General features: G+C 75.3%; 22 protein-coding genes. 11 read left to right on the top strand and 11 right to left on the bottom strand.

The window, feature by feature from the left end; genetic code table 11:
- Positions 1-135: 135 nt before the first annotated feature.
- Entirely contained in the window at positions 136-1,152 is a 1,017-nt protein-coding gene (locus ACFY00_RS18830) for an NADP-dependent oxidoreductase (RefSeq protein ID WP_388032619.1), read from the bottom strand.
- Positions 1,153-1,263: 111 nt separating this feature from the next.
- Between ACFY00_RS18830 and ACFY00_RS18825 the strand changes: the two genes are divergently transcribed.
- A complete protein-coding gene (locus ACFY00_RS18825; protein WP_388032618.1) occupies positions 1,264-1,842 on the top strand; it encodes a TetR/AcrR family transcriptional regulator in 579 nt (192 codons plus the stop codon).
- Positions 1,843-1,897: 55 nt separating this feature from the next.
- Here the strand turns inward: ACFY00_RS18825 and ACFY00_RS18820 are convergent, their stop codons facing one another.
- The 4 genes from ACFY00_RS18820 to ACFY00_RS18805 form a co-directional block, all read right to left on the bottom strand.
- A complete protein-coding gene (locus ACFY00_RS18820; protein ID WP_388032617.1) occupies positions 1,898-2,386 on the bottom strand; it encodes a tyrosine protein phosphatase in 489 nt (162 codons plus the stop codon).
- A 303-nt stretch (positions 2,387-2,689) separates the two neighbouring features.
- A complete protein-coding gene (locus ACFY00_RS18815) occupies positions 2,690-3,340 on the bottom strand; it encodes a response regulator (protein ID WP_388032616.1) in 651 nt (216 codons plus the stop codon).
- Positions 3,328-4,590 carry a sensor histidine kinase gene (locus tag ACFY00_RS18810; RefSeq protein ID WP_388032652.1) on the bottom strand — a complete coding sequence of 421 codons (1,263 nt, stop codon included), beginning with the start codon at positions 4,588-4,590 and terminating at the stop codon, positions 3,328-3,330. Before ACFY00_RS18810 ends, ACFY00_RS18815 begins: the two co-directional genes overlap by 13 nt.
- A gap of 100 nt (positions 4,591-4,690) precedes the next feature.
- Complete coding sequence (locus tag ACFY00_RS18805) at positions 4,691-5,308, bottom strand: TetR/AcrR family transcriptional regulator (RefSeq protein WP_388032615.1); 618 nt, start codon at positions 5,306-5,308, stop codon at positions 4,691-4,693.
- Between the two features lie 139 nt (positions 5,309-5,447).
- Between ACFY00_RS18805 and ACFY00_RS18800 the strand changes: the two genes are divergently transcribed.
- The 4 genes from ACFY00_RS18800 to ACFY00_RS18785 all read left to right on the top strand — a co-directional run bounded on the left by ACFY00_RS18800 (position 5,448) and on the right by ACFY00_RS18785 (position 9,289).
- Positions 5,448-6,590 (top strand): FAD-dependent monooxygenase, encoded by a 1,143-nt coding sequence (locus ACFY00_RS18800; protein WP_388032614.1) that lies wholly within the window; start codon positions 5,448-5,450, stop codon positions 6,588-6,590.
- Between the two features lie 85 nt (positions 6,591-6,675).
- A complete protein-coding gene (locus ACFY00_RS18795; RefSeq protein WP_388032613.1) occupies positions 6,676-7,236 on the top strand; it encodes a TetR/AcrR family transcriptional regulator in 561 nt (186 codons plus the stop codon).
- The gene (locus ACFY00_RS18790; RefSeq protein WP_388032612.1) at positions 7,233-8,138 is read left to right on the top strand and encodes an aldo/keto reductase; all 906 of its coding nucleotides are present in this window, start codon (positions 7,233-7,235) and stop codon (positions 8,136-8,138) included. The genes ACFY00_RS18795 and ACFY00_RS18790 overlap by 4 nt, the downstream gene beginning before the upstream one ends.
- A 131-nt stretch (positions 8,139-8,269) precedes the next feature.
- Positions 8,270-9,289, top strand: coding sequence for an NADPH:quinone reductase (locus ACFY00_RS18785; RefSeq protein ID WP_388032611.1), 1,020 nt, complete (start codon positions 8,270-8,272; stop codon positions 9,287-9,289).
- A gap of 121 nt (positions 9,290-9,410) precedes the next feature.
- Here the strand turns inward: ACFY00_RS18785 and xylA are convergent, their stop codons facing one another.
- Entirely contained in the window at positions 9,411-10,577 is a 1,167-nt protein-coding gene (xylA, locus tag ACFY00_RS18780; protein WP_388032610.1) for a xylose isomerase, read from the bottom strand.
- A 237-nt stretch (positions 10,578-10,814) separates the two neighbouring features.
- Here xylA and xylB point away from each other — a divergent pair, with 237 nt between their 5' ends.
- Positions 10,815-12,242: a xylulokinase gene (gene xylB, locus ACFY00_RS18775; RefSeq protein ID WP_388032609.1), complete on the top strand. Its 1,428-nt coding sequence runs from the start codon at positions 10,815-10,817 to the stop codon at positions 12,240-12,242.
- 175 nt (positions 12,243-12,417) lie between these two features.
- Complete coding sequence (locus ACFY00_RS18770) at positions 12,418-13,704, top strand: ROK family protein (RefSeq protein ID WP_388032608.1); 1,287 nt, start codon at positions 12,418-12,420, stop codon at positions 13,702-13,704.
- A 154-nt stretch (positions 13,705-13,858) separates the two neighbouring features.
- Here ACFY00_RS18770 and ACFY00_RS18765 read toward each other — a convergent pair whose 3' ends face one another.
- The 5 genes from ACFY00_RS18765 to ACFY00_RS18745 form a co-directional block, all read right to left on the bottom strand.
- Positions 13,859-14,629 carry a hypothetical protein gene (locus ACFY00_RS18765; RefSeq protein WP_388032607.1) on the bottom strand — a complete coding sequence of 257 codons (771 nt, stop codon included), beginning with the start codon at positions 14,627-14,629 and terminating at the stop codon, positions 13,859-13,861.
- Between the two features lie 321 nt (positions 14,630-14,950).
- Positions 14,951-15,529 (bottom strand): polysaccharide deacetylase family protein, encoded by a 579-nt coding sequence (locus ACFY00_RS18760; protein WP_388032606.1) that lies wholly within the window; start codon positions 15,527-15,529, stop codon positions 14,951-14,953.
- Between the two features lie 208 nt (positions 15,530-15,737).
- On the bottom strand, positions 15,738-16,769 hold the full coding sequence (locus ACFY00_RS18755; protein WP_388032605.1) for a LacI family DNA-binding transcriptional regulator: 1,032 nt from the start codon (positions 16,767-16,769) through the stop codon (positions 15,738-15,740).
- A gap of 237 nt (positions 16,770-17,006) precedes the next feature.
- Positions 17,007-18,497 carry a UbiD family decarboxylase gene (locus ACFY00_RS18750; RefSeq protein ID WP_388032604.1) on the bottom strand — a complete coding sequence of 497 codons (1,491 nt, stop codon included), beginning with the start codon at positions 18,495-18,497 and terminating at the stop codon, positions 17,007-17,009.
- 50 nt (positions 18,498-18,547) lie between these two features.
- Positions 18,548-19,135, bottom strand: a complete 588-nt coding sequence (locus tag ACFY00_RS18745) for a non-oxidative hydroxyarylic acid decarboxylases subunit B (protein WP_388032603.1) — start codon at positions 19,133-19,135, stop codon at positions 18,548-18,550.
- A gap of 115 nt (positions 19,136-19,250) precedes the next feature.
- Between ACFY00_RS18745 and ACFY00_RS18740 the strand changes: the two genes are divergently transcribed.
- From ACFY00_RS18740 to ACFY00_RS18725, 4 genes are all read left to right on the top strand, one after another.
- Positions 19,251-20,165 (top strand): helix-turn-helix domain-containing protein, encoded by a 915-nt coding sequence (locus ACFY00_RS18740; protein WP_388032602.1) that lies wholly within the window; start codon positions 19,251-19,253, stop codon positions 20,163-20,165.
- Positions 20,166-20,481: 316 nt separating this feature from the next.
- A complete protein-coding gene (locus ACFY00_RS18735) occupies positions 20,482-20,910 on the top strand; it encodes a hypothetical protein (RefSeq protein ID WP_388032601.1) in 429 nt (142 codons plus the stop codon).
- Complete coding sequence (locus ACFY00_RS18730; protein WP_388032600.1) at positions 20,907-21,320, top strand: hypothetical protein; 414 nt, start codon at positions 20,907-20,909, stop codon at positions 21,318-21,320. Before ACFY00_RS18735 ends, ACFY00_RS18730 begins: the two co-directional genes overlap by 4 nt.
- Positions 21,321-21,788: 468 nt before the next feature.
- Entirely contained in the window at positions 21,789-22,811 is a 1,023-nt protein-coding gene (locus ACFY00_RS18725) for a substrate-binding domain-containing protein (RefSeq protein ID WP_388032599.1), read from the top strand.
- Positions 22,812-22,835: the final 24 nt, after the last annotated feature.

Genomic DNA, 22,835 nt, shown 5'->3' with positions numbered 1-22,835 from the left:
AAGGACTCCTGGGCGAAGGGGGAGGGGAGAGGAGGGAGGGGTGGGGGCGACGAGGGGCGAGGGGCCTGCGGTTCGCGGCAGGCGGGGCCCGGGTCCGGGTCCGGGGCCCGGGCGGTGCGGACGGCCGCGCCCCGGCTACCGGGCGTCGGTGGTGAGCACGATCTTGCCCCGGAGGTGTCCGCGCGCGGCCCGCTCGTGCGCCGCCCGGGCCTCGGCGAGCGGGAAGGTGCTGTCGACGGCGACGCGGAGCGTGCCCGTGTCGAGCAGGCGCCCGAGCTCGGCGAGTTGCCGGCCGTTCGAGCGGACCTGGGTGCCGGAGGTCGTGACGCCCAGCCGCGCGACCTCCGCCGCGTCGTACGCGGCGAAGAAGACGTAGTACAGCGTGCCGCCGCGCCTGAGCGTCCGCAGGAAGCGGCCGCTCCCGGGGCCGCCGACGGTGTCGAGCACCAGGTCGACGCCGCGGACGGCCTCCTCGGGGCGGGTCCTGGTGTAGTCGACGAACTCGTCGGCGCCGAGGTCGCGCAGGAACCGCTCGTGCCCGCCCGAGGCGACCGCGACGACGCGCGCCCCCTTCCACTTGGCGAGCTGCACCCCCAGGTGCCCCACGCCGCCCGCCGCGCCGTTGACCAGCACCGTCATCCCGGCCTCCAGCGGTACCGGGCGGTGCTGCGCCGCCTGGAGCGGGTTCGGGTGGTCGTGCCCGAGGTCGATCAGGTACTGCCACGCGGTGAGCCCCGACATGGCCGCCCCCGCGGCGTGCACGTGGTCGACGCCGGCCGGTTTGCGGGCGAGGTCGGCGGCGGGGGCCGTCACGTACTCGGCGTACGCGCGGCCGTCGAAGCTCGGGAAGCGGAGCATGCCGAAGACCTCGTCGCCGACGGAGAGGCCCGCCACGTCCGCGGCGACGGCGGCGACGACGCCCGACACGTCCGACCCCGGGACGACGGGGAGGCGCACGGGCGGCCTCAGCTCGGGAGGGACGCCCGGCATCCCGTCGCGCAGGTACCAGTCCGGGGGGTTGAGGCCGACGGCGTGGACGCGGACGAGCACCTCGCCCGGCCCCGGCTCGGGGACCGGCACCTCGTCGCAGCGCAGTACCTCGGGGCCGCCGAACTCGTGCAGCCGGATCGCCTTCATCGTGGGCGCGGACATGGTCCTCCCTCTTCCCGGCAGGCGGGATAGGCTATGCGTAGCAGCGCTACGTATATCTGTAGCACTGCTACGAATATACGTAGCGGTGCTACGTTTGTCGAGGGAGAGCCCATGCGAGCCGACGCCAGGAAGAACCGCGACCACCTGCTCGCCGTCGCGCGCGTCGTCGTCACCGAGCAGGGGGCCGACGCGTCCCTGCGCGACATCGCCCGGCGGGCCGACGTCGCCCTCCCCACGCTCTACCGCCACTTCCCGACCCGGGAGGCGCTGCTGGACACCCTGCTCCGGGAGAACTTCGACGCGCTGGCGGAACGGGCGGTCGAGCTCGAAGCCTCCGGCTCGCCCGCGGAGGCCCTGGGCACCTGGCTGCGCGAGTGCGTCGCGGTCGCGCGCGAGTACCGGGGCGTCACCGAGCTGATGGCGGCCGCCATCGGGGACGCCGACTCCGCGCTGCACGCCTCCTGCGTCACCATGCGCGCGGCGGGCACCCGGCTCCTCGCCCGCGCCCAGGCCGCGGGCGCGGCACGGGCCGACCTCGACGGCGCGGAACTGTTCGCCCTCGTCGCGGCCCTCGCCTGGCTCGGCGACCAGGGCTCCTTCGCCCCGCGCGCCGACCACCTCTTCACCGTGGTCGCGAGCGCGGTCCTGCCCGGACGGACGGACGGCGACGCCGAGGCGGGGCGCCACTGACGTCCGGCTCCCCGCCCGCCGGTGTCCCGTAGCGGGTGCCGTTGCGGGTGTGCCGTCATCGCCGCCGGGGCAGCAGGCCGGTCCAGGCGCGTTGTTCGGGGGTGTCCGGGACGGCCAGGCCGCGGGCCCGGGCGATCCGTTCCCAGGTGTCGTCCGGGTCGGCGCCGGAGCGGACCAGGACGGCGGCCGCCAGGAGCGAGGAGCGGCCGATCCCGGCCCGGCAGTGCACCGCCAGGTGGTCGCCCGCGGCCAGTCGCTGCGCCAACTCGTCCAGCACCGGCAGGACTTCGGGCAGGGCGGGGACGGTGCGGTCCGGGATCGGCACGGCGGTGAAGCGCAGCCCGGCGGCCCGGGCGAGGGCGGCTTCCGCCTCCAGCCCGAGTTCGGCCGACTCCGCCGGGGTGAGCGCGCTGACCAGCTCGCTCACCCCGAGGGCGGCCAGCGCCGCCGTCTCCTCCGCCAGCCAGTCGCCGCCGCGCGGCCGGGCCATGGTGCTGAGCCGGCCGGGGCCCGGCCGGTCGATGGTGAACAGGGTGGGACGCATGACGGGGTGGACCTCCGGTCGGAGTGAGCGGGGCAGGGGCGTTCGGCCGGGCGGGAGGACGTCGGCCGGTGCGCGGCGAGGTGTGACGCGGCGAGGCGTGACGCGGTGTGGCGTGACGCGGCGAGGCGCAGCGCGGTGCGCGGTGCCGGCCCGGCGGTCGGCAGGACGGCGGACCGGGGCGTCGGCAGCGGGAAACGGCCGGCCGGGCGGGCGCGGACAGGCGGGCGCGGCGCGGCGGGCGGTGCGCCGAGGCTAGCACCACCCGCCGGGCGCGGGCGCGGGTTTCGGCCGGATCCGGTCCGTTCAGGCCCGGGACGTGCCGAGGAAGCGCAGCACGGCCAGGACGCGGCGGTGGCCGGTGTCGGCGACCGGGAGGTCGAGTTTGGCGAAGATGTTGTTGATGTGCTTGGCGACCGCGCTCTCGCCGATCGTCAGGGTCTCCGCGATGCCGGCGTTGGAGTGCCCCTCGGCCATCAGGGCCAGGACGTCCCGCTCGCGCGGGGTCAGCCGTTCCAGCGGGTCGCTGCTGCGGCGCAGCAGCAGTTGGGAGACGACCTGCGGATCCAGCGCGGTGCCGCCCCCGGCGACCCGGCGGACCGTCTCGACGAACTCCGTGACGTCGGCGACGCGTTGTTTGAGCAGGTAGCCGACGCCGCTGGTGTCGGCGGACAGCAGGTCGGCCGCGTAGCGCTCCTCGACGTACTGGGAGAGCAGGACCACCGCCGTCCCCGGCCGGCTGCGGCGGATCTCCAGGGCGGCGCGCACCCCCTCGTCGGTGAAGGCGGGCGGCATCCGGACGTCGACCAGGGCGAGTTCGGGCCGGTGCCGCTCGACCGCCGCCAGCAGGGACGGGGCGTCGCCGGCTTCGGCGACGACCTGGAAGCCGCCCATCTCCAGCACCTTGACCAGGCCGACCCGGAGCAGCACCGAGTCCTCGGCGATCACCGCGCGCACGGCAGCTCCGCGGTCACGGTGGTGGGCCCGCCCACGGGACTGCTGACGTGGAAGGAGCCGTCGACCGAGCCGACCCGCCCGGCCAGCCCGCTCAGCCCCGTCCCGGCGGAGGGGTCGGCGCCGCCGAGCCCGTCGTCCGTGACGTTCACCCGCAGCACCGAGCCGACCTGCTCCACCGTCACCTCGGTGCGGGTCGCCTCGGAGTGCTTGGTCACGTTGGCCAGGGCCTCGGAGACCACGAAGTAGGCCACCGACTCCACGCGGGGCGGCACCCGTTCGTCGAGGTCGACCCGCAGGCGCACCGGCAGGGGAAGCCGGGCGGCCAGGCCGGAGAGCGCCGCGTCCAGCCCGCGGTCCTCCAGCACGGCGGGGTGCAGCCCCCGTACCAGGTCGTTGAGTTCGGTGATGGCGTGCTTGGCCTCCAGGTGTGCTTCGGTGAGGGCCGTGCGGGCTCCGGCGGGCAGGTCGGGGGTGGTGGCCAGGACCAGGCCGAGGTTGACGGCGAGCGAGACCAGCCGTTGCTGGGTGCCGTCGTGCAAGTCCCGTTCTATTCGGCGGCGTTCGGCGTCGACCGCCTCGATCAGGCCGGTGCGGCTCTCGGCCAGGTGCTCGACCCGCCGCTGGAGCCGCTGGGAGCGGCTGGGGCCGAGCAGGGCCGCGGCCGCGCGCGACTCGCCCCGGGCGGTCGCGCCCGCCAGCCAGGGCAGGGCGGCCAGCAGGAGCAGCCCGGCCAGCGTGTAGCACGGCACCTGCGTCGCGTACCCGAGCCAGCCCCGGCGGGCGGGCGCGGGCACCGCCCAGGCCCAGCCGTAGGCGGTGGCGGCGGCCAGGCCCGCGACGGCGGCGGCCAGCACCAGCAGCTCCGCGACGGCCAGCAGCGGGCCCAGCAGCAGGTGGTAGCCGACCCGGCGCCAGGTCTGCGCCGAGGACAGCCGGCGGGACACCTGCCGGGCCGCCACCGCCCACGACCACGGCGCGGGGTCGGCCTCCGCGGGCGCCACGTCCACCCCGAGGAGGGCGCGGTGGCGGACCCGCTGGACGGCCGTCAGCAGCGGGGCACCGAACAGGACCAGGACGGCCGCCACCTGGAGGGCGGGTATCCAGTGCCCCGTCTTGGCGGTGAACGTCGCGGCCCAGCTCCACACCGGCACCAGGGCCAGGTGCAGCGGGACGCCGACGGCCAGGAAACCGGCGTCGCGCCGCAACCGCCGGGCTCGGAGTGCCGGGCGCCTCAGTCCGGGTCGAATCATCACGCCTCGACGGTAGGACACCGCCGCGCGGGCGCACCATGAAGCCCGCACCCGACTTCGTGGTGAACCCAGCACCACCCCCCAGGGGGCCTCGGAGTGGTCAGGAGGTCTGCGGGGGACGGCCGGCGAGGCCGTGCAGGAGGAGGTCGGTGAGGGTGTCGACGACCTCGGCGTCGTCGTGGGCGGGGCGGTCGGCGGTGAGCAGGGCGTAGGAGAGCAGGGAGAGCATCGCGCCCATCGCGGGGGCGAGCAGGGCGGGGTCGCCGGGCAGCGGGTGGCCCTGTTCGCGCAGGTGGTCGAGGTGGTCGCGCAGGACGTCGGTGTCCGCGGTGAGGCGCTGCCAGGCGCGGCCGGAGCGCGGGCCCTCGGCGACCATCGACTCGAAGACGGCGACGGTGACCGGCAGGTGGTCGCGCATCGCCCGCCAGGACGCGCCGACGTGCGCGTGCAGTTGGGCCCGGTCGCTGAGGTCGTGGTCGCGCGGGTGGACCTCGGCGACGACCTGGCCGCGGGCCTGGGTGCGGACCTCGTCGAGCAGGGCGCGCAGCAGTTCGTCCTTGTCGGTGAAGTGCGCGTAGAACGAGCCGGTGGCCCGCCCGGCCGCCGCGGTGATGTCGGTGATCTTCGTGTTGAGGTAGCCCCGCTCGACGAACTGCCGCCGGGCGGCCTCCAGCAGTGCCGCCCTGGTCTCCGCCGCCTGCGCCTTGCGCACGCTCATCGCGTCCGGCCTCCTCGTCTCTCGCCCCGCCCCGGCCCGTCCGGGGCGGGCCTTGACCCGCTGCTCGTGCGGACATCATACTGACGGCCGGTTCAGTGAATACGGATTCATTGAACGTTGATTCAGTGAGGGGTGGCACATGAGGGCCGTAGTGATCGGTGCAGGGGTGGCCGGTGCGGCGAGCGCGATCGCGCTGCGCCGGATCGGCGCCGAGGTGACGGCGTACGAGGCGTACCCGGACCCGGCGGGCAAGGTCGGCGCGTTCCTGGGCCTGGCCGTCAACGGCCTGCGCGCGCTGGAGTCGCTCGGCTGCCTGGAGGCCGTCCGGGCGGCGGGGTTCGAGGTCGACCGGCAGCTGATGTGGTCCGGGCGCGGCAGGCGGCTGGCCGACGTCCCGCGCGGCCGGGCGGCGGACGACCCGCTGCGCAGCGTGACGCTGATGCGGGCCGACCTGGTGGCCGCCCTGCGCGCCGAGGCGGTGCGGCTGGGCGCGCGGATCGTGGTCGGCGAACGGCTGACGGGCGCGGGCGCGGGGGAGGGGGCGGGCGCGGCGGCGGACGAGGCGGCGGCCCGGGCCGACCTGGTGGTCGGCGCGGACGGGCTGCGCTCCACCGTCCGCCGGATGCTCGCCCCGGACGGGCCGGAGCCCGCGTACGCCGGCCTGTACGGGCTCGCGGGCACCGCGTCGCACGTGCCGGAGGCGGGCCCGGGGCGGACGTTCAACATGACCTTCGGGCGGCGCGGCGCGTTCGCGCACCTGCCCGCGCCGGACGGCACCGTCTGGTGGTCCGCCCAGATCGCCGACCCGGTCGCACCGGCCGCGATCGGGCTCGGCGTCGAGGAGTTGGCCGACCTGTTCGCGGCCGAGCAGGTGCCCCGGCGGATCCTCGGCGCGGGGGCGCGGATCGAGGCGACCACCCTGTTCCACACCCTGCCGCCGGTGCCGCGCCGCCAGGACGGGCGGTGCGTGCTGGTCGGCGACGCGGCGCACCCGGTCGGCGCGGGGCAGGGCGCCTCCATGGCGCTGGAGGACGCGGTGGCCCTGGCCCGGGCGCTGCACGCCGAGCCCGACCGGGCCGCCGCACTGGCCGCCTTCGACCGCGGACGGGCGGACCGCGCCGGGAGGCTGGCCCGCTCCGCCGCCGCCAACCGGGGCGCCAAGACCGCGGGCCCGCTCGCCGCCCGGGTGCGGGACGCGGTGATGCCGCTGGTGTTCGCCCGCACGTACGCCCGGACCACGGACTGGCTGTACGACTACCGGCCGGGCGCGCTCCCGCAGTGAGACGGCCTGCGGGTCACAAAAAGAACGGCGGTTCTGCTAGCGTCCTGGACAAGCAGAACCGCCGTTCTTTTTGAGGGAGGGTGCGGTGCCCCGGCTCACCGACACACGCAAGGAACTGCGGCGCACGCAGATCGCCGAGGCGGCCGTCCGCTGCTTCAGCCGCAACGGACTGGAACGGACCTCGATCGCCGACATCAGCGCCGAATCGGGCCTCTCGACCGGCTCGATCTACGCGCACTACCGGAACAAGGCCGACCTGGTCCGGGGCGCCGCCCGCGAGATGCTCCACCGCCGCGGCGACACCATCGGCGAGTACGCCGCCGCCGAGACCCCGCCCGACCCCGAGGAACTGCTCGCCCGGCTGACCGCCGCGATCGACCCCGTGCACGCCCGGGTCGGCGTGCAGACCTGGAGCGAGGCGACCACCGACCCGGCCGTCCGCGCCGTCGTCGTCGACGCGACCGACCGGATGCGCGCGATGCTGCACGACTGCGTCACGGCCTGGCTGGTGAAGGTCGAGCACCACGAACCGGCCCCGGCCCGGGAGCTCGCCGCCCCGATCGCCCACCACCTCATGGCGCGCTACCAGGCCGAACTGCTCTACACCGCCCTGCGGACCCCGACCGAGGAGACCACCGCGCCGTGACCGCCCTGCCGCCCGCGCCGACCGCCCCGTTGGGAGTCCGCACCGTCCGCCGCACCGGCTACGGCGCCCTGCAGCTCGAACGCCTGCACGGCCGCCGCGACGAGGCCCTCGCCCTGCTGCGCCGCGCCGTCGAACTGGGCGTCGACCACGTGGACACCGCCCGGTTCTACGGCGACGGATTCGCCAACGACGTGATCCGCGAGGCGCTGCGCCCCGAGGACGGCGTCCTGGTCGTCACCAAGGTCGGCGCCGACCCCGCCCCCGGCGGACACCCGCCGCTGCGGCTGGCGCAGCGCCCCGAACAACTGCGCGCCAGCGTCGAGGACAACCTGCGCAGCCTGGGCACCGACCGGCTCGACGTCGTCAACCTGCGCCGCCTGGACACCGGGCCCGGGCTGCGCGCCGAGGGCGACCAGGTGGTCGACCTCGACGACCAGCTCGCGGTGCTGACCGCCCTGCGCGACGAGGGCAGCATCGGCGCGATCGGCCTGAGCAGTGTCAGCCACGACGTCCTGCGGCGCGCCCTGCCGGCCGGCGTCGTCTGCGTCCAGAACGCCTACAGCCTGGTCTCCCGGGCGGACGAGGAGATGCTGCGGCTGTGCGAGGCCGAGGGCATCGCCTGGGTGCCGTTCTTCCCGCTCGGCGGCGCCTTCCCCGGCCTGCCCAAGGCGACCGACGAACCGACGGTGCGCACCGCGGCCGACGCCCTGGGCGTCACGCCCGCCCAGATCGGCCTGGCCTGGCTGCTGCACCGCGCCCCGAACGTGCTGCTCATCCCCGGCACCGCCGACCCCGCCCACCTGGAGGCCAACGTCGCGGTCGGCGGGATCGCCCTCGCCCCCGCGACCCTCGCCGCCCTCGACGCCGTCCGGTCCCGCTCCAACGACGTCGCGATCGGCTGACCGGGCGGCGCCGGGAGGCTCTGCCCCGGCGGGAGGTTCCGCCCGAGGGACGCCCGTCGCGCGAGGGGATCCTGCGCCACCGCGAGGCCCCGTTCCGCCGGGAAGCCCCCGCCCCCGTACCGAGGAGGATCATGAAAGCCATCGTCCACCATGACCACGGCACCCCCGACGTCCTCCGGCTCGTCGACCGCGAGCCGCCCGAGCCCGGGCCGGGCGAGGTGCGGGTCCGGATCGCGGTGTCCGGCGTCAACCCGACGGACTGGCAGGCGCGTTCCGGTGCGGGCCACCCCCGGCCGTTCCCCGAGGTGGTGCCGCACCACGACGGCGCCGGTACGGTCGACGCCGTCGGGGAGGGCGTCGGGCGGGGCCGGGTCGGCGAGCGGGTCTGGGTGTTCATGGCCGCCGCCGGGCGGCCCACCGGCACCGCCGCCGAGTACACCGTGGTGCCCGCCGACCAGGCCGTGCCGCTGCCCGACGCGGCCGGGTTCGACCTCGGTGCCTCGCTCGGCGTCCCCGCGCTGACCGCGCACCGGGCGCTCACCGTCGCCGAGGACGGGCCGCGCCGACTGCACCCCGGCGCGCTCGACGGGAGGACGGTGCTCGCCGCGGGCGGGGCCGGAGCCGTCGGGCACGCGGTGATCCAGCTCGCCCGCTGGGCGGGTGCCACCGTGGTCGGCACGGTCAGCGGCCCGGAGAAGGCCCGGCTGGCCACCGCCGCCGGGGCCCACCACGTGGTCGACTACCGCCGCGGCGACCCGGCCGCCGCGATCCGCGCGCTGGCCCCGGACGGGGTGGACCTCGTCGCCGAGGTCGCGCTCGGCGCGAACCTCGCCCTGGACCTCGCCGTCCTGCGCACCCGCGGCACCATCTCGACCTACGCCAACGACGGCGGCGCGCCGGTCGAACTGGACGTGCTGCGCAGCATGGTGCTCAACGCGCGCTTCCAGTTCCTGGTCCTCTACCTGGCCGGTCCGGAGGCGCGCGCCGCGGCCGTCCACGACGTCGCCGCCGCGGTGCGCGACGGCGCGCTGCCGGTCGGCGAGGAGCACGGCCTGCTGCTGCACCGCTTCCCGCTCGACCGCACCGCCGACGCGCACCGCGCGGTCGAGGGCCGGGCGGTCGGCAAGGTCCTGGTGGACGTCACGGCCTGAGGCTCGGCGCGCGGCCGCGCGAACCGGCGACAGCGCGGACGTGTGGGACGGGACGGACGCGGACGCCGCACCGGCCGGCCCCCGGGAACGGGACCGGCCGGTGCGGCGGGGCGGGTGCGGGTCAGCGGGCGCCGAGCAGGTGCTCGATGGCCAGCTGGTCGAGGCGCTCGAAGGCCATGCCGCGCTCGGCGGCGGCGGTGACGTCGAAGTCCTCGAACGCGGAGCGGTCGGCGAGCAGCGCGGCCAGGCCGTCGGCGGCGGTCGGCTGGGCGAGCTGGTCGAGGCGGGCGGCGCGCAGCGCGTCCTGGACCTCGGCGTCGGCGCGGAAGGCCAGCGCGCGCTCCTTGAGCAGCAGGTAGTTGCGCATGTTCCCGGCCGCGGACTCCCAGACGCCGTCGAAGTCCTCGGTGCGCGGCGGCTTGAAGTCGAAGTGGCGCGGGCCCTGGTAGTCGGAGGACTCCAGCAGGTCCACCAGCCAGAACGCCTGCCGCAGGTCGCCCGCGCCGAAGCGGAAGTCCTGGTCGTACTTGATGCCGGACTGGCCGTTCAGGTCGATGTGGAACAGCTTGCCCGACCACAGCGCCTGGGCGATGCCGTGCGGGAAGTTCAGGCCCGCCATCTGCTCGTGGCCGACCTCCGGGTTGAGGCCGACCAGCTCCGGGCGCTCCAGGCGGTCGATGAACGCCAGCGCGTGGCCGATGGTCGGCAGCAGGATGTCGCCGCGGGGCTCGTTCGGCTTCGGCTCGATCGCGAAGCGCAGGTCGTAGCCCTGCTCCGTGACGTAGTCGCCGAGCAGGTCGAAGGCCTCCTTCAGGCGGTCGAGGGCGACCCGGACGTCCTTGGAGGCGCCGTGCTCCGCGCCCTCGCGGCCGCCCCAGGCCACGTACACGCTCGCGCCCAGCTCGACCGCCAGGTCGATGTTGCGGATGGTCTTGCGCAGCGCGTAGCGGCGCACGTCGCGGTCGTTGGCGGTGAACGCGCCGTCCTTGAAGACCGGGTGGGTGAAGAGGTTGGTGGTGGCCATCGGCACCTTCAGGCCGGTGGACTCCAGCGCCCCGCGGAAGCGCTTGACGATCGCGTCCCGCTCCGCGTCCGAGGAGCCGAACGGGACGAGGTCGTCGTCGTGGAAGGTCACGCCGTACGCGCCGAGGGCGGCGAGCTTCTCCACCGTCTCGACCGGGTCCAGGGCCGGGCGGGTGGCGTCGCCGAACGGGTCGCGGCCCTGCCAGCCGACCGTCCACAGGCCGAAGGTGAACTTGTCGGCAGGGGTGGGGCTGAGCTGGCTCATCAGGTACTCCAAAGGCTGGTGATCGACCGGGTGGATCGACCGAGGGATCGACCGGTGGTCCGGCACGGGTCGGGGTCGCAACCGACGGTAACCCAAACCGGGGGCTATTCGTCAGGCCGGAAGACAAATTAATATGAGCGAGCCCGCGAGGGAAGCCCCCGCGCGGAACAGACCGCGTCCACCCGTCCGGAGAGCGCTTCCCGCAGGGCCCGGACGACCGCAGACAGGAGCTCCCCCATGGCACACCCGCAGGTGGTGATCGGCGTCGACAGCTCGACCCAGTCCACCAAGGCACTGGCCGTCGACGCCGACACCGGCCGCATCCTCGGCGAGGGCCGCGCCCCCCACCGGGTCGACTCCCGGCACGGCCAGGAGAGCGACCCCGAGCAGTGGTGGGACGCCCTCACCACCGCCGTCGCCGCCACCGGCTGGGCCGACCGCGCCCAGGCCCTCGCCATCGGCGGCCAGCAGCACGGACTCGTCACCCTCGACGCCGACGGCGCCCCCGTCCGCCCCGCCCTGCTCTGGAACGACGTCCGCTCCGCGCCCCAAGCCGCCGACCTGGTGCGGAAGTTCGGCGCCGACTGGTGGGCCGCCGAACTCGGCAGCGTCCCCGGCGCCTCCTTCACCGCCGCCAAGTGGGCCTGGCTGCGCGCCACCGAACCCGGCAACGCCGACCGCACCGCCGCCGTCCGCCTCCCGCACGACTACCTCACCGGACGCCTCACCGGCACCGCCACCACCGACCGCGGCGACGCCTCCGGCACCGGCTGGTGGACCCCCGAGGGCTACCACGCCACCGTCCTCGACCACATCGGGCTCGACCCCGCCCTGCTCCCCGCCGTCACCCCCGCCGGAACCGCCGCCGGACACGCCCTCCCCGGCGGCCTGCTGCGCCCCGGCACCCCGATCGCCACCGGCACCGGCGACAACATGGCCGCCGCCCTCGGCCTCGGCCTCACCCCCGGCACCCCCGTGCTCAGCCTCGGCACCTCCGGCACCGTCTACACCGTCACCCGCAACCGCCCCGCCGACCCCACCGGCACCGTCGCGGGCTTCGCCGACGCCCTCGACGGCTGGCTCCCGCTCGCCTGCACCCTCAACTGCACCCTCGCCGTCGACCGGATCGCCACCCTGCTCGGCCGCGACCGCCAGGACGTCGAACCCGGCGGCAGCGCCGTCCTGCTGCCCTACCTCGACGGCGAGCGCACCCCCGCCCTCCCGCACGCCAGCGGCCTGCTGCACGGCCTGCGCCACGACACCACCCCCGGCCAGCTCCTCCAGGCCGCCTACGACGGCGCCGCGTACTCGCTGCTCGCCGCCCTCGACGACGTCCTCGCCGTCGACGGCCCCGGCGCCGCCGACCCCGCGCAGCCGATCCTGCTGATCGGCGGCGGCGCCCAGGGCCGGGCCTGGCAGGACACCGTCCGCCGCCTCTCCGGCCGCCCCGTCCAACTGCCCGCCGCCCGCGAACTGGTCGCCCTCGGCGCCGCCGCCCAGGCCGCCGCGCTGCTCACCGGCGAGCGCGCCGACGCCGTCGCCCGCCGCTGGGGCACCGCCGACGGCCCGGTGCTGCCCGCCCTCACCCGGGACGACGCCGCACTCGAACGGATCGCGACTACCATTTCGCAGACGGCCGCCCTGCAGGGGGACGGCACGCACTGACACCGCGCCGGGCCGCCCCGCACCCAGGGGCGGCCCGGACGGGCACTCAGCGGCAGACGGACCGGCCGGGCGGACCCCGCGGACCACACGGATCACGCGGACCGTCCGGGCCGGGCCGGACGGACGGACCAGAGTGACGGACAGCCGGACAGCGGCACGGAGGGACGGGGCAGACGTGACAGAGGACGGGCAGCAGCCGCCCGACGGCGACCTCGCCACCAGGCGCGGCCCCGCCTCCCAGCAGGACATGCGGCGGCAGAACCTCGCCCTGGTGATGCGCACCGTCGCCGCCGCCCACCCGCTCTCCCGCGCCGACGTGGCCGGCCGCACCGGGCTGACCCGCACCGCCGTCTCCAGCCTGGTCGACGAACTCATCGGCGGCGGCCTCCTGCTGGAGGGCGAACTCGAACGCAGCGGCCGGGTCGGCCGCCCCGGCCGGGCCCTCGTCCTGAACGGCAACGGGCCCGCCGGGCTGGGCCTGGAGATCGGCGTCGAACACCTCAGCGCCTGCGTCCTCGACCTGCGCGGCGAGGTCCGGGTCGAACTGCACCGCCCCGCCGCCAACGCGGGCCGCCCCGCCGAGCAGACCCTCGCCGAACTCGCCGAACTCGCCGACCGGGCCGAGCAGGAGGCCGTCGCGCTCGGCCTGCGGGTGGTCGGCCGGGTGCTCGCCGTCCCCGGCAGCGTCCCGCTGGGCAGCCCCGGCGGCCGGATCGAGCACGCCCCCAACCTCGGCTGGCACCAGGTCGACGTCGCCGCCTGCTGGCCCGGCCCCGGCACCGCCCCCGCCGTCGACAACGAGGCCAACCTCGGCGCCCTCGCCGAACTCTGGCAGGGCACCGCCAGCGGCACCTTCGTGCACGTCTCGGCCGGTGAGGGCATCGGCGCCGCGCTCGTCCTGGACGGCCGCCTGTTCCGCGGCGTCCAGGGCTTCTCCGGCGAACTCGGCCACCTCACCGTCCGCCCCGACGGACGCACCTGCTCCTGCGGCGCCCGCGGCTGCCTCGAACCGTACGCGGCCCTGGCCGCCGTGCTGCGCTCCGCCGGGCTCGCCGAGGAACTGGACGAACTCGGCCGGGAGAACGGGGCGGCGCACCTGACGGACCGTCAAGAGGTCGACCCCATCGCGGAGTTGGTGCGACGGGCGGAGGCCGGGCACGCCGGGACCCGACGCGCGCTGCAGCACGCGGGCACCGCGCTCGGCACCGCACTGGCCGCCGCGGTCAACCTGGTCGACCCCGCCACGCTCGTCCTCGGCGGCGCCTACGCCGAGCTCGCGCAGTGGCTGTTGCCCGCGATGCGGACCGAGCTGACCGCGCTGGTCCGGCTCCGCCCCTGGCCCGAAGAGGCCCTGCGCGCCTCGATGTTGGGCCGCCGCGGTCCCGTCCTCGGCGCGGCCCTGGTCACCGTCCGCAACCTGCACACCGACCCGGCCGGCCTCTGGCTGCCCGAGGCCGCCTGACCGCTCGCCCGCGCACGGACGACCGACGCGGACGACGGGGGTGGGCGCCGACGCGCAACGGCGGGGTCCCGTACGGGGCCCCGCCGTCCTGGTTCGGCGCTGTCGAGGGCCGTCAACTCGCCCGTCATTCAGGGGAGTCGGCGGTCCGTCCGGTTCAGCGGTGGGCGCCCTTGCGGCGGCGCGCCACCAGCACGCCACCCACGCCGAGCAGGGCGAGGCCCGCCACGGTGGTGCCGATCACGCTGGCACCGGTGAAGGCCAGGCTGTCGCCCGCCGGGCCGGTCGAGGCCGAGGCGCTCGGCGAGACCGCCGCACCCGAGGTGCTGGTCGAGGCGCTCGGCGACGGCGACCCGGAGGTGCCCGCCGACGGGCTCGGCGACCCGGAGCTCTGCGGGCTGCCGGACGGGCTGCCGGACGGGGACGCGGAGGCCGAAGTGGAGGCCGAGGCGGAGGGCTTGGGGCTCTCCAGCGGAGACTCCGAGGGCTTCGGCGACGGGCTGGTCCCCGTCGCGCCGGCCGGGCAGGTGTGCGACAGGTTGAACTTGGTCTGGTTGCCGCCCTGGACCTCGGCGACGGCCGAGACGAGCGTGGCCCCCTTCTCCGACGCCACGTAGGCGTGCTTGCCGGCCGGGTTGCCGGGGAAGCTGGTGACGACCTGCTCACCGCCCGGCTGGAAGGTCACGGTGAGCTTGACGAAGTCGGCGTCGTTGCCCGGGAGGACGAAGTGCCAGCCGTCCTGGGAGGCCGGGACGCCGGTGCAGGTCTTCTCCTGCTCCCCGTACGCGGCGGCGGTGATCGGGACGGACTGCCGCAGTTGCGAGGTGTACGTGCTGCTGCTGGCGAACGCCGAGCCGACGACCGGCGCGGACATCAGCCCGGCGGCGACCACGACGGTGGTCGCGCGGAGGGCTATGGATCGGTGCATGTGCTACCTGTCCACTCTTCGATGCTGGGATGTTTTCAGCCACGGGGGAACCCGGGCGGCTCAAATCTCCCCAGCGGGCGAGGCCCTGGTCAAGCCCCTGACGGGGGTGGTGACGGAAGGAGACCGGGCTGTGACGCCGGGATCGGAACGAGCCGCGGGGCCCGGGCGCCCAAACTCTCCCCGTAAGGTAATGGATCGGTCAAGTCCGCTGGTGGCGCAGGTGGTAAGCGGTGCGGCGTGGTGCCACCGGTGGCCGGACGCGTGGTGCTGGGCGGGTGCGTCCGGCCACCGGGGTCTGGGGGGAGGGGAGGCGCGGGCGGATCAGTGGGGGAGGGCGGCCGAGCGCAGTCCGCGGGCGGTGAGCGCGGCGAGGACGGCGGGCAGCGCGGTGACGGTGTTGCGGTTCCCGTGGTCGTGCAGCAGGACGGTGTCGCCCGGGCGTGCGGTCGCGAGGACGGCGACGATCTCGGCGGGTTCGGTGCCGTCCCAGTCCCGGGGGTCGACGTCCCAGAGCGTCTCGGTCAGGCCGGCCTCCGCGGCGACCCGGGCGACGGTCGGGTCGGTGGCGCCGTACGGCGGGCGGAACAGCAGCGGCGGGCGGCCGGTGAGTTCGGTCAGGATGCGGTTGGTGCGGTGGATCTCGTCGTGCACGGCGGGGAGCGGCATGCCCGGCAGCGACGGGTGCGACCAGCTGTGGTTGGCGATCGCCATGCCGGCCCGGTCCAGGGCGCGGACCAGCTCGGGGTGGCATTCGGCCTGGGCGCCGCAGAGGAAGAAGGTCGCGCGGTGGCCGGCGGCGGTGAGGGCGTCGAGCAGCTCGGGCGTGGAGTCGGGGTGGGGGCCGTCGTCGAAGGTCAGGGCGACGGTGGCGGGCGCGGGGGCGGGCTCGTGAGCGGCCATGGTGCGGGTGCTTCCTCCGTGATCGACCGGGTCGGTCCGGGCGGTGGGGGCGGCCGGGACGAGCGGTACGAAAGTTTCGAATCCCGTCCGAATGTTACGGCGTGACCCGGACGACGGTAAGGGAGCCCGACGGGGCCGTCAACCACTCTGCGCGGCCCGGAACGTCCGGACCGCGCAGGAGAGTTGGCGGGTGCTGTGCGGTTGTGGTTCAGCTGTCGGCCGGCGGCGGGGCGGTGCTGGACCGGACGACCAGGCTGGTGGCGAGGTCGACCCTGGTCGCGGTGGGCTGCTCGCCGCGGCCGAGCCCGATGGCCAGCCGGGCCGCCGTCTCGGCCATCTCCACCAGCGGCTGGCGGACGGTGGTGAGCGGCGGACCGACCCAGCGGGCCAGCGGCAGGTCGTCGAAGCCGACCACCGAGAGGTCCTCCGGCACCCGCAGGCCGAGTTCGCGGGCGGCCTCGTACACGCCCAGGGCCTGCAGGTCGTTGCCCGCGAAGATCGCGGTCGGCCGGTCGGGGCGGGTGAGCAGGGTGCGGGCGGCCGCATACCCGACCTCGTGGTGGAAGTTGCCCTCGACGATCAGGTTCGGGTCGACCGGCAGCCGGGCCGTGCCCAGCGCGGTGCGGTAGCCGTCCACCCGGGCGCGGCTGCACATCATCCCGGACGGGCCGGAGATCATCCCGATCCGGCGGTGGCCGAGGTCGAGCAGGTGGCGGGTGGCGGCCAGGCCGCCCTGCCAGTTGCCGGTGCCGACGGCCGGGACCCCCTCGGCTGGGTCGCCCGCCGGGTCGAGCACCACGAACGGGATGTCGCGGCTGGTGAGTTGGTCGCGCTGGGCGGCGTCCAGCTGGGACAGCACCAGGACCACGCCGGCCGGGCGGCGGGCCAGCACCCCGTCCACCCAGGTCTGTCCCGGGGTGAGCCGCCCGGCGGACTCGGAGAGCACCACGCTCAGGTCCTCGGCCCGGGCGACGTTCTCCACCCCGCGGATCACCTCCATCGCCCAGGCGCTGTCGAGCTGGTGGAACACCAGGTCGAGCAGCCGGGACGGCGGTGCGGCGGTGCGGCGGCGCTGGTAGCCGGTGCGGCGCAGGATCTCCTCGACCTTGGCGCGGGTCGCGGGCGCGACGTCGGCCCGGCCGTTCAGCACCTTCGAAACTGTCGGCGCCGAGACGCCGGCCGCCCGGGCGATCTCCGACAGGGTCGGTGCGGGGTCGGGTTCGAGTTCTGCAGCGCTCATGGCTCGGATAGTAGCGCCCCCCGGCCGCCGCAGGTGGGCCGGTGGACGGCCTTGTTCCGCGCGGATGGTGATCTTAGCGTGGCAGAAACATTCGTCGATCATGCGAAATGTTCGGCCCGGGTGGCAAGTTGGCGGAGCGGCCGGACGGTCGTCGGACGGCCGCCGGGCGGCTGTCGGACGGCCGTCGGGATCGTCGGGGGTTGTCCGGCGGACGATCGTCGGGCGGCCGTCGGGCGGTCAGGCGGCCGGGAAGCCGTACGCTGTCCAGTCGGCCAGCACCCGCTGTTGCAGCTCCGCCGGGAACGAGCCCGCGAAGGACGCCGTGCGGCCCCGGAAGCCCTGCGGCAGCAGGCAGTTGGTGACCGACTTGCCGCCGCGGCCCGCCTCCGCCTCGGCGGCGGTCAGGTACGGGACCATCGGGATGCCCGGGGTGTCCGGGTGGAGCCGGGTGCCGGTCTGCGGGTGGTGGCGGGTGGCCAGCGCCCAGACCACCTGGGAGACGTCCGTGATGTCGATGTCGTCGTCCACCACGATCACCTTCGGCACCAGCCACCCCGCGTGCGAGGCGAACAGCGTCTCGGCGATCAGCTCCGTCAGTTTGTTGTCCGACATTGCGAATTCGCTCCGTCGGGCGCGTTCCACCGACACCACGATCCAGCAGGTCGCCGCCTCGTACGAGCACCAGGCGAAGTCCACCGGCAGGCCCGCCCGGCGCAGCACGTCCAGCGCCGCCGCCGAGATCATCGTCCCCCAGATCGTGTGGTTCTCCTCCGGGGGCAGACCGGCCGCGCACACCGGGAGGATCGGCTCGTCCCGGAAGGTCACCGCCTCGACGTGGAAGACCGGCTGCAGCTTGCCCTCCGGGAAGGCGTACCCGTGGTACTCGCCCATCGGGCCCTCCAGGGCGAGCTCCCCCGCCTCCACCCAACCCTCCAGCACGATCTCCGCGTTGGCGGGCACCAGCAGGTCGTTGGTCTCCGCCCGCACCACCTCCACCGGCACCCCCGTCAGCGCCCCCACGTACCCGTCCTCGCTCACCCCCTCCGGCAGCGGCATCCCCGCCGCGGCCAGTGCGGCGGGCGGCGCGCCCAGCACCATCGCCCACGGCATCCGCTCCCCGCGCCGCAGCCACTGCTCACGCACCACGCCGAGGTGTTGCTGCGGCATGGCCGGGCCGACCAGGCTGGTGGCGTCCCGCAGCATCGTCCGGGCCACCGACCAGCTGGTCCAACTGCCGTCCGGGGTGCGGACGACGTGGAAGCCGTAGGTGCCGAAGTAGCGGCCGCCGTCCTCCTGGTGCAGCAGCGGCACCGGGAAGCGCTCCAGGTCGACCCGCGCACCCGTCAGCACGTTCTGCTTGCACGGCCCCGTCGCCACCACCCGCGGCGGTACCGGCTCCGCGTGCATCGCCGTCACCAGCCGCTCCACGATCTCCCGCGCCCCCGCCCGGCGGTCCAGGCCGAGGTGCGCGGCGAGCCGCCCGTAGCGGCCCTCGGCGTCGCGGTTCAGGCCCGCGGGCGCGCCGAGGATCCGGCAGCCCGGCGCGCCGGAGGTCAGCGAGGTGAACAGCGGTGCGGGCGCGGCGGTTTCGTACGCCCGGCGGGTGACGGCGCCGACCTCCAGGTGCGGGTCGACCGGGCGGTCGACGACGATCGCGTCGCCGTCGGCGAGCAGGCGGGCGACGAAGGCCCGGAAGTCGAGGGCGGGGGAGTGGGCGGGTTCGGACATGAGGTCTCCAAGGGACGGGAAGGGGGTCGAAGGCGCCGGTACTGCTACTGCTACTGCTGCTGCGGGGTGCGGGCCGCGCGCATGCCCGCCCAGCGGCGGGCGTCCGGGGTGGGCAGGTCGAGCTGGTCGAGGATCCGGGCCACCAGGTGGTCGACCAACTCCGCGACGGTGGAAGGGCGGTGGTAGAACGCGGGCATCGGAGGGACGATCCGGACGCCCATCCGGGCCAGCGCCAGCATGTTCTCCAGGTGGATCTCGCTGAGCGGCGTCTCCCGCGGCACCAGCACCAGCGGACGCCGCTCCTTCAGCACCACGTCCGCCGCCCGTCCGACCAGGCCCTCCGCCCAGCCCGCCCGGATGCCCGCCAGCGTCTTCATGCTGCACGGCACCACCACCATGCCGTCCGTCCGGAACGACCCGGAGGAGATCGCCGCCCCCTGGTCGTCCGGCCCGTGCACCACCTCGGCCAGCGCGGACAGTTCGCGCACCGTCCGGCCGGTCTCCAGTTCGACGGTGGCCCGGGCCCAGCGGCTCAGCACCAGGTGGGTCTCCACCTCCGGGTTCGCCGCCAGGTGCTCCAGCAGCCGCACCCCGAGGACGGCACCGGTCGCGCCGGTCATCCCGACGATCAATCGCATGGGGGCAGCCTCTCGCTGTGCAGTATCGGTCAGCACCGACGCCGGGAGTCGGCGGCCGGTGGCGACCACGCTAGGTGCCGGAAGACCGGCCGGGGCGGCTAGACTCGGGCAGGAGATGAGCAGAAACGGACAGCTTGGCGGACGGGCGCCCCTGGTCACCGACTTCCCGTTCCCCACCACCCCCGGCGGCCCGCCCGGCGTCGAGGTCACCGACCCGCCCGGCTGGGCCGCCCGCCTGGCCCGGCTCGGCGTCCCGTCCGCCGACACCCCCGTCCGCCCGTCCTTCCACCTGCTGATCACCGTCCGGGACAGCGGCGCCCTCCGCTGCGTCGTCGACCTCACGGAGTGCCGGATCGACCCCGGCCACTGGCTCTGGGTCCGTCCCGGCCAGGTCCTGCGCATCCTGGACGGGCCCTGCTCCGGGGCGGTGTTCGTACTGTTCCAGGCGAGCTTCCTCGACCCGGCGACGGTCGCCGCCGCCCGCCTCGACCGCCGCGCCTGGCGCCTGCCGCTGCTGCCCGCCCCCTCGGCCCGCCCCGCGGTCGAACGGACGTTGGAGCTGTTGGTGGACGAGTACCGCCAACTCCGCGACCTCCCCCTGGAAGTGCACGTGGAAGTGGTCCGGCACCTGCTCGCCGTCCTGGTCCTGCGGCTCTCCCACCTCCCCGGCGGCGAACGCCGACGGACCGTCGGCGACGAGACCTTCCGGCGCTTCCAGCAGGCCGTCGAGACCGACCACCCCCGCACCCACCGCGTCGAGGACTACGCCACCCGCCTCGGCTACAGCGTCCGCACCCTCACCCGCGCCACCCGCGCGGCCACCGGTCACGGCGCGAAGACCTTCATCGACGAACGCCTCGTCCTGGAGGCCAAACGCCTGCTCCTGCACAGCGATTCGACCACCGCCGCCATCGGCGACCGCCTCGGTTTCCCGTCCACCACCGTCTTCACCCGCTTCTTCCGCCACCGCACCGGCGAGACCCCGACCGGCTTCCGCGCCCGGGCCCGGATCACCCCGGAGACGGGGTAGGCCCGGAAGCGGGTGGGCCCGGCGCCGGGTGGGTCCGGGGGAACGGCAAAGCACCGGCAAAGCCCGGGCGAACTCCGGGCTCCGCGGAATCGGGAGCCGTCCCGGCCGGGAGAGCGGTCCGCATTAACAAGGGAGAACTTCGCGGCGAACAGCGGCGCCGTGAAGGGGAATCCGCTTCCGTGCTTGCTCCGTGCACACATAGCGTTCGCCGCGTGACGATGTGCGTCCGGTTCGCGGTCCGCGCGGGTCGGCAGGTGTCCGGGGGCGCGGCCGGGTAACGGGCGTGCCGTCGGCGGACAATCCGGGGGTAGGGGCGGTGCGCGGGGAGGGCCTGTTCACGGAGCGGGCGCCGAACGGGCGGTTCCAGTGGCAGCTCAAAGCGATGAACGGGCGGGTGGTGGCGGTGTCCTCCTCCGTCCACGAGTCGTCCGGTGACGCCGAGCGGGCGTTCGCCGAGCTGGTCGCCCTGGGGCCTGCGCTGGTGGCGCGGATCACCCACGTCCGGGACGGACTGGGCTGGACCTGGGTGGTGCCCGGGCCGCGGGGCAATCCGCTGGTCAAGTCGAGCCGGGCGTACGAGCGTTACGCGACCTGTCAGAACGCGTTCCGGCGGTTCATGGCGCTGCTGGCCCGGATGTCCGAGGCGAAGGGGGCGGCCGGGTCGGTGGAGGCGGCGGAGACGGTGGAGGAGGCTGCGGCGGCCGGGGGCGCGGGTGGCGGCGGCAGGGCCGGGGCCGGGTCGTGAGCACGGTGGGGACCGGTCGCGGTCCCCGGCTGGTGCCGGTGCGCGGGTCGGACGGGCGGGTCGGCTGGTCGCTGGTGGCCGCGAACGGCAGGCGGCTCGCCTCGGCCGTCCGCGCCTACCGCAGCGACCGTGAACTGGCGGCGGGAATAGGGGAGTTGCTGGCCGAACGGGCCGTCCTGCGGTTCGTCCTCAGCCAGCGCGAGGACCGCCTCTGGGTCTGGACGGCGCACCTCCCCGCCCGCACCACCCGGGCCGGGGCGCGTGGCGGCGAGGCGGTTGCTCGTAGCGCCCGCGGCTACCTGCGCCGAGACCAGTGCCGCCAGAGCGTCACCGCCTTCCTGCAGGGCGCCGACCACGTCCAGCGACTGCGCCGCCTGGGCGGCGGCCCGGCCCTGCCGTCCACCTGGTAGCCCCTCGGCCAGCCTGCGCCTGTGGGCCCCGTGCGCGCCTTGCCGAGTCGTTGCGGCGGGGCGCTTCGGCGTTGCGGCCGGGGTGCTCCGGCGTTGCGGCCGGGCGGGTGGCGGGTGGCGGGTGGCGGGTTGCAGGTGGCGGGGGAGTGCGGGGTGGTGTGCGGGGCGTGCGGGAACGGTGCAGCGGGAGTGAAGCAGAGATGGCCGGGGTGACCCCGTGGGCCCACCTGGAGAAGAACGCGCCCGGGGCGGGAGGGCCGGACGGTGAGCGGTCAACTCCCGTACTGACCAGGGGATTCGGAGGGTCGGACGGTCCGGTGCGACCGAGGCGGGGGAGACGGCCGGTGCTTCCGGGGAACAGGTGGGCGCGGCGAGGATCGCACCGCCGGAAAGCCGCGGAGCTCTCCGGCACCGGGCCCCGCCAGGCTCCGGTCCAGCTAGGACTTTCCCCTATGGAGGAACAGGACCATGCGTCACACCGCCGCCAAGGCGTTCGCCGCCGTCGCGATGACCGCCGCCCTCACCGCCGTCACCGTCCCCGCGATGGCGGACCCGGCCACCGGCACCGTCCCGGCGAGCACGGACATCGTCGGTGCGGGATCGGACACCACGCAGGCTCTGCTCAACCAGTTCTCCACCGACTACAACGCCACCGTGTCCGGCACCCCGAAGCTGTACAGCTGGGACGCGACCGGCTCGGCCACCATCACCCCGAAGAGTGGCGCGACCTCGATCACCCGCCCGAACGGCTCCGGCGCCGGCATCACCGCGCTGAACGCGCCCGGCAGCTCCCTGGACTTCGCGCGCTCCTCCCGGGGCCCGCAGACCGGCGACCCGGTCTCCGACCTGTTCGTCGCGTTCGCCAAGGACGCGGTGACCTGGTCGGCGAAGTCCGGCGGCCACGCCCCGGCCAACCTGACCACCCAGGACCTGTTCGACATCTACTCCTGCACCGCGGGCAAGACCGACTGGTCGAACTTCGGCGGCACCGCGGGCACCATCAAGCCCTACCTGCCGCAGATCAGCTCCGGCACCCGCTCCTTCTTCCTGAAGGCGATCGGCAACCCGACCCTGGGCTCCTGCGTGGTCACCGGCCCGGAGGAGAACGAGGGCACCGACCTGGCGCTCAACGACAACGACGTGATTTTCCCGTACTCGGTGGGTCACTGGGTCGGCCAGGCCAACGGCCACACCACCGCCACCGACGACAAGGGCAACCTGACCCTGCGCAACATCAACGGCGTCGCCCCGCTGACCGCCTCCGGCACCCTCAACCCGACCTTCGCCAACCCGACCTACGGCCGGGTGCTCTACAACGTGGTCCGGGACAGTGACTGGAACGCCAGCCCGGCCACCACCAAGAGCACCGCGCTGCGCGCGATCTTCGGCCCCAGCGGCTACCTCTGCTCCACCGCCGGCAAGGCGTCCACCACCAGCTACGGCTACCTGACCCTGGCGGCCGCCGCCTGCGGTTCCACCACCCACATCTGACGGTCCCGTCCCGCGGCACCGCCC

The sequence above is a fragment of the Kitasatospora sp. NPDC001540 genome (assembly GCF_042894345.1).
In the GTDB taxonomy this organism is placed as follows: Bacteria; Actinomycetota; Actinomycetes; order Streptomycetales; family Streptomycetaceae; genus Kitasatospora; species Kitasatospora phosalacinea_C.
Note: the sequence above shows the minus strand (reverse complement) of the source record. Positions and strands in the feature narration are given on the sequence as shown.

What these genes read in the sequence shown, in the direction of transcription:
- ACFY00_RS18830 (WP_388032619.1), bottom strand. Translation starts at nt 1,152, where the DNA reads ATGTCCGCGCCCACGATGAAGGCGATCCGGCTGCACGAGTTCGGCGGC.
- ACFY00_RS18825 (WP_388032618.1), top strand. Translation starts at nt 1,264, where the DNA reads ATGCGAGCCGACGCCAGGAAGAACCGCGACCACCTGCTCGCCGTCGCG.
- ACFY00_RS18820 (WP_388032617.1), bottom strand. Translation starts at nt 2,386, where the DNA reads ATGCGTCCCACCCTGTTCACCATCGACCGGCCGGGCCCCGGCCGGCTC.
- ACFY00_RS18810 (WP_388032652.1), bottom strand. Translation starts at nt 4,590, where the DNA reads ATGATTCGACCCGGACTGAGGCGCCCGGCACTCCGAGCCCGGCGGTTG.
- ACFY00_RS18805 (WP_388032615.1), bottom strand. Translation starts at nt 5,308, where the DNA reads ATGAGCGTGCGCAAGGCGCAGGCGGCGGAGACCAGGGCGGCACTGCTG.
- ACFY00_RS18800 (WP_388032614.1), top strand. Translation starts at nt 5,448, where the DNA reads ATGAGGGCCGTAGTGATCGGTGCAGGGGTGGCCGGTGCGGCGAGCGCG.
- ACFY00_RS18785 (WP_388032611.1), top strand. Translation starts at nt 8,270, where the DNA reads ATGAAAGCCATCGTCCACCATGACCACGGCACCCCCGACGTCCTCCGG.
- xylA (WP_388032610.1), bottom strand. Translation starts at nt 10,577, where the DNA reads ATGAGCCAGCTCAGCCCCACCCCTGCCGACAAGTTCACCTTCGGCCTG.
- xylB (WP_388032609.1), top strand. Translation starts at nt 10,815, where the DNA reads ATGGCACACCCGCAGGTGGTGATCGGCGTCGACAGCTCGACCCAGTCC.
- ACFY00_RS18765 (WP_388032607.1), bottom strand. Translation starts at nt 14,629, where the DNA reads ATGCACCGATCCATAGCCCTCCGCGCGACCACCGTCGTGGTCGCCGCC.
- ACFY00_RS18760 (WP_388032606.1), bottom strand. Translation starts at nt 15,529, where the DNA reads ATGGCCGCTCACGAGCCCGCCCCCGCGCCCGCCACCGTCGCCCTGACC.
- ACFY00_RS18755 (WP_388032605.1), bottom strand. Translation starts at nt 16,769, where the DNA reads ATGAGCGCTGCAGAACTCGAACCCGACCCCGCACCGACCCTGTCGGAG.
- ACFY00_RS18750 (WP_388032604.1), bottom strand. Translation starts at nt 18,497, where the DNA reads ATGTCCGAACCCGCCCACTCCCCCGCCCTCGACTTCCGGGCCTTCGTC.
- ACFY00_RS18745 (WP_388032603.1), bottom strand. Translation starts at nt 19,135, where the DNA reads ATGCGATTGATCGTCGGGATGACCGGCGCGACCGGTGCCGTCCTCGGG.
- ACFY00_RS18740 (WP_388032602.1), top strand. Translation starts at nt 19,251, where the DNA reads ATGAGCAGAAACGGACAGCTTGGCGGACGGGCGCCCCTGGTCACCGAC.
- ACFY00_RS18725 (WP_388032599.1), top strand. Translation starts at nt 21,789, where the DNA reads ATGCGTCACACCGCCGCCAAGGCGTTCGCCGCCGTCGCGATGACCGCC.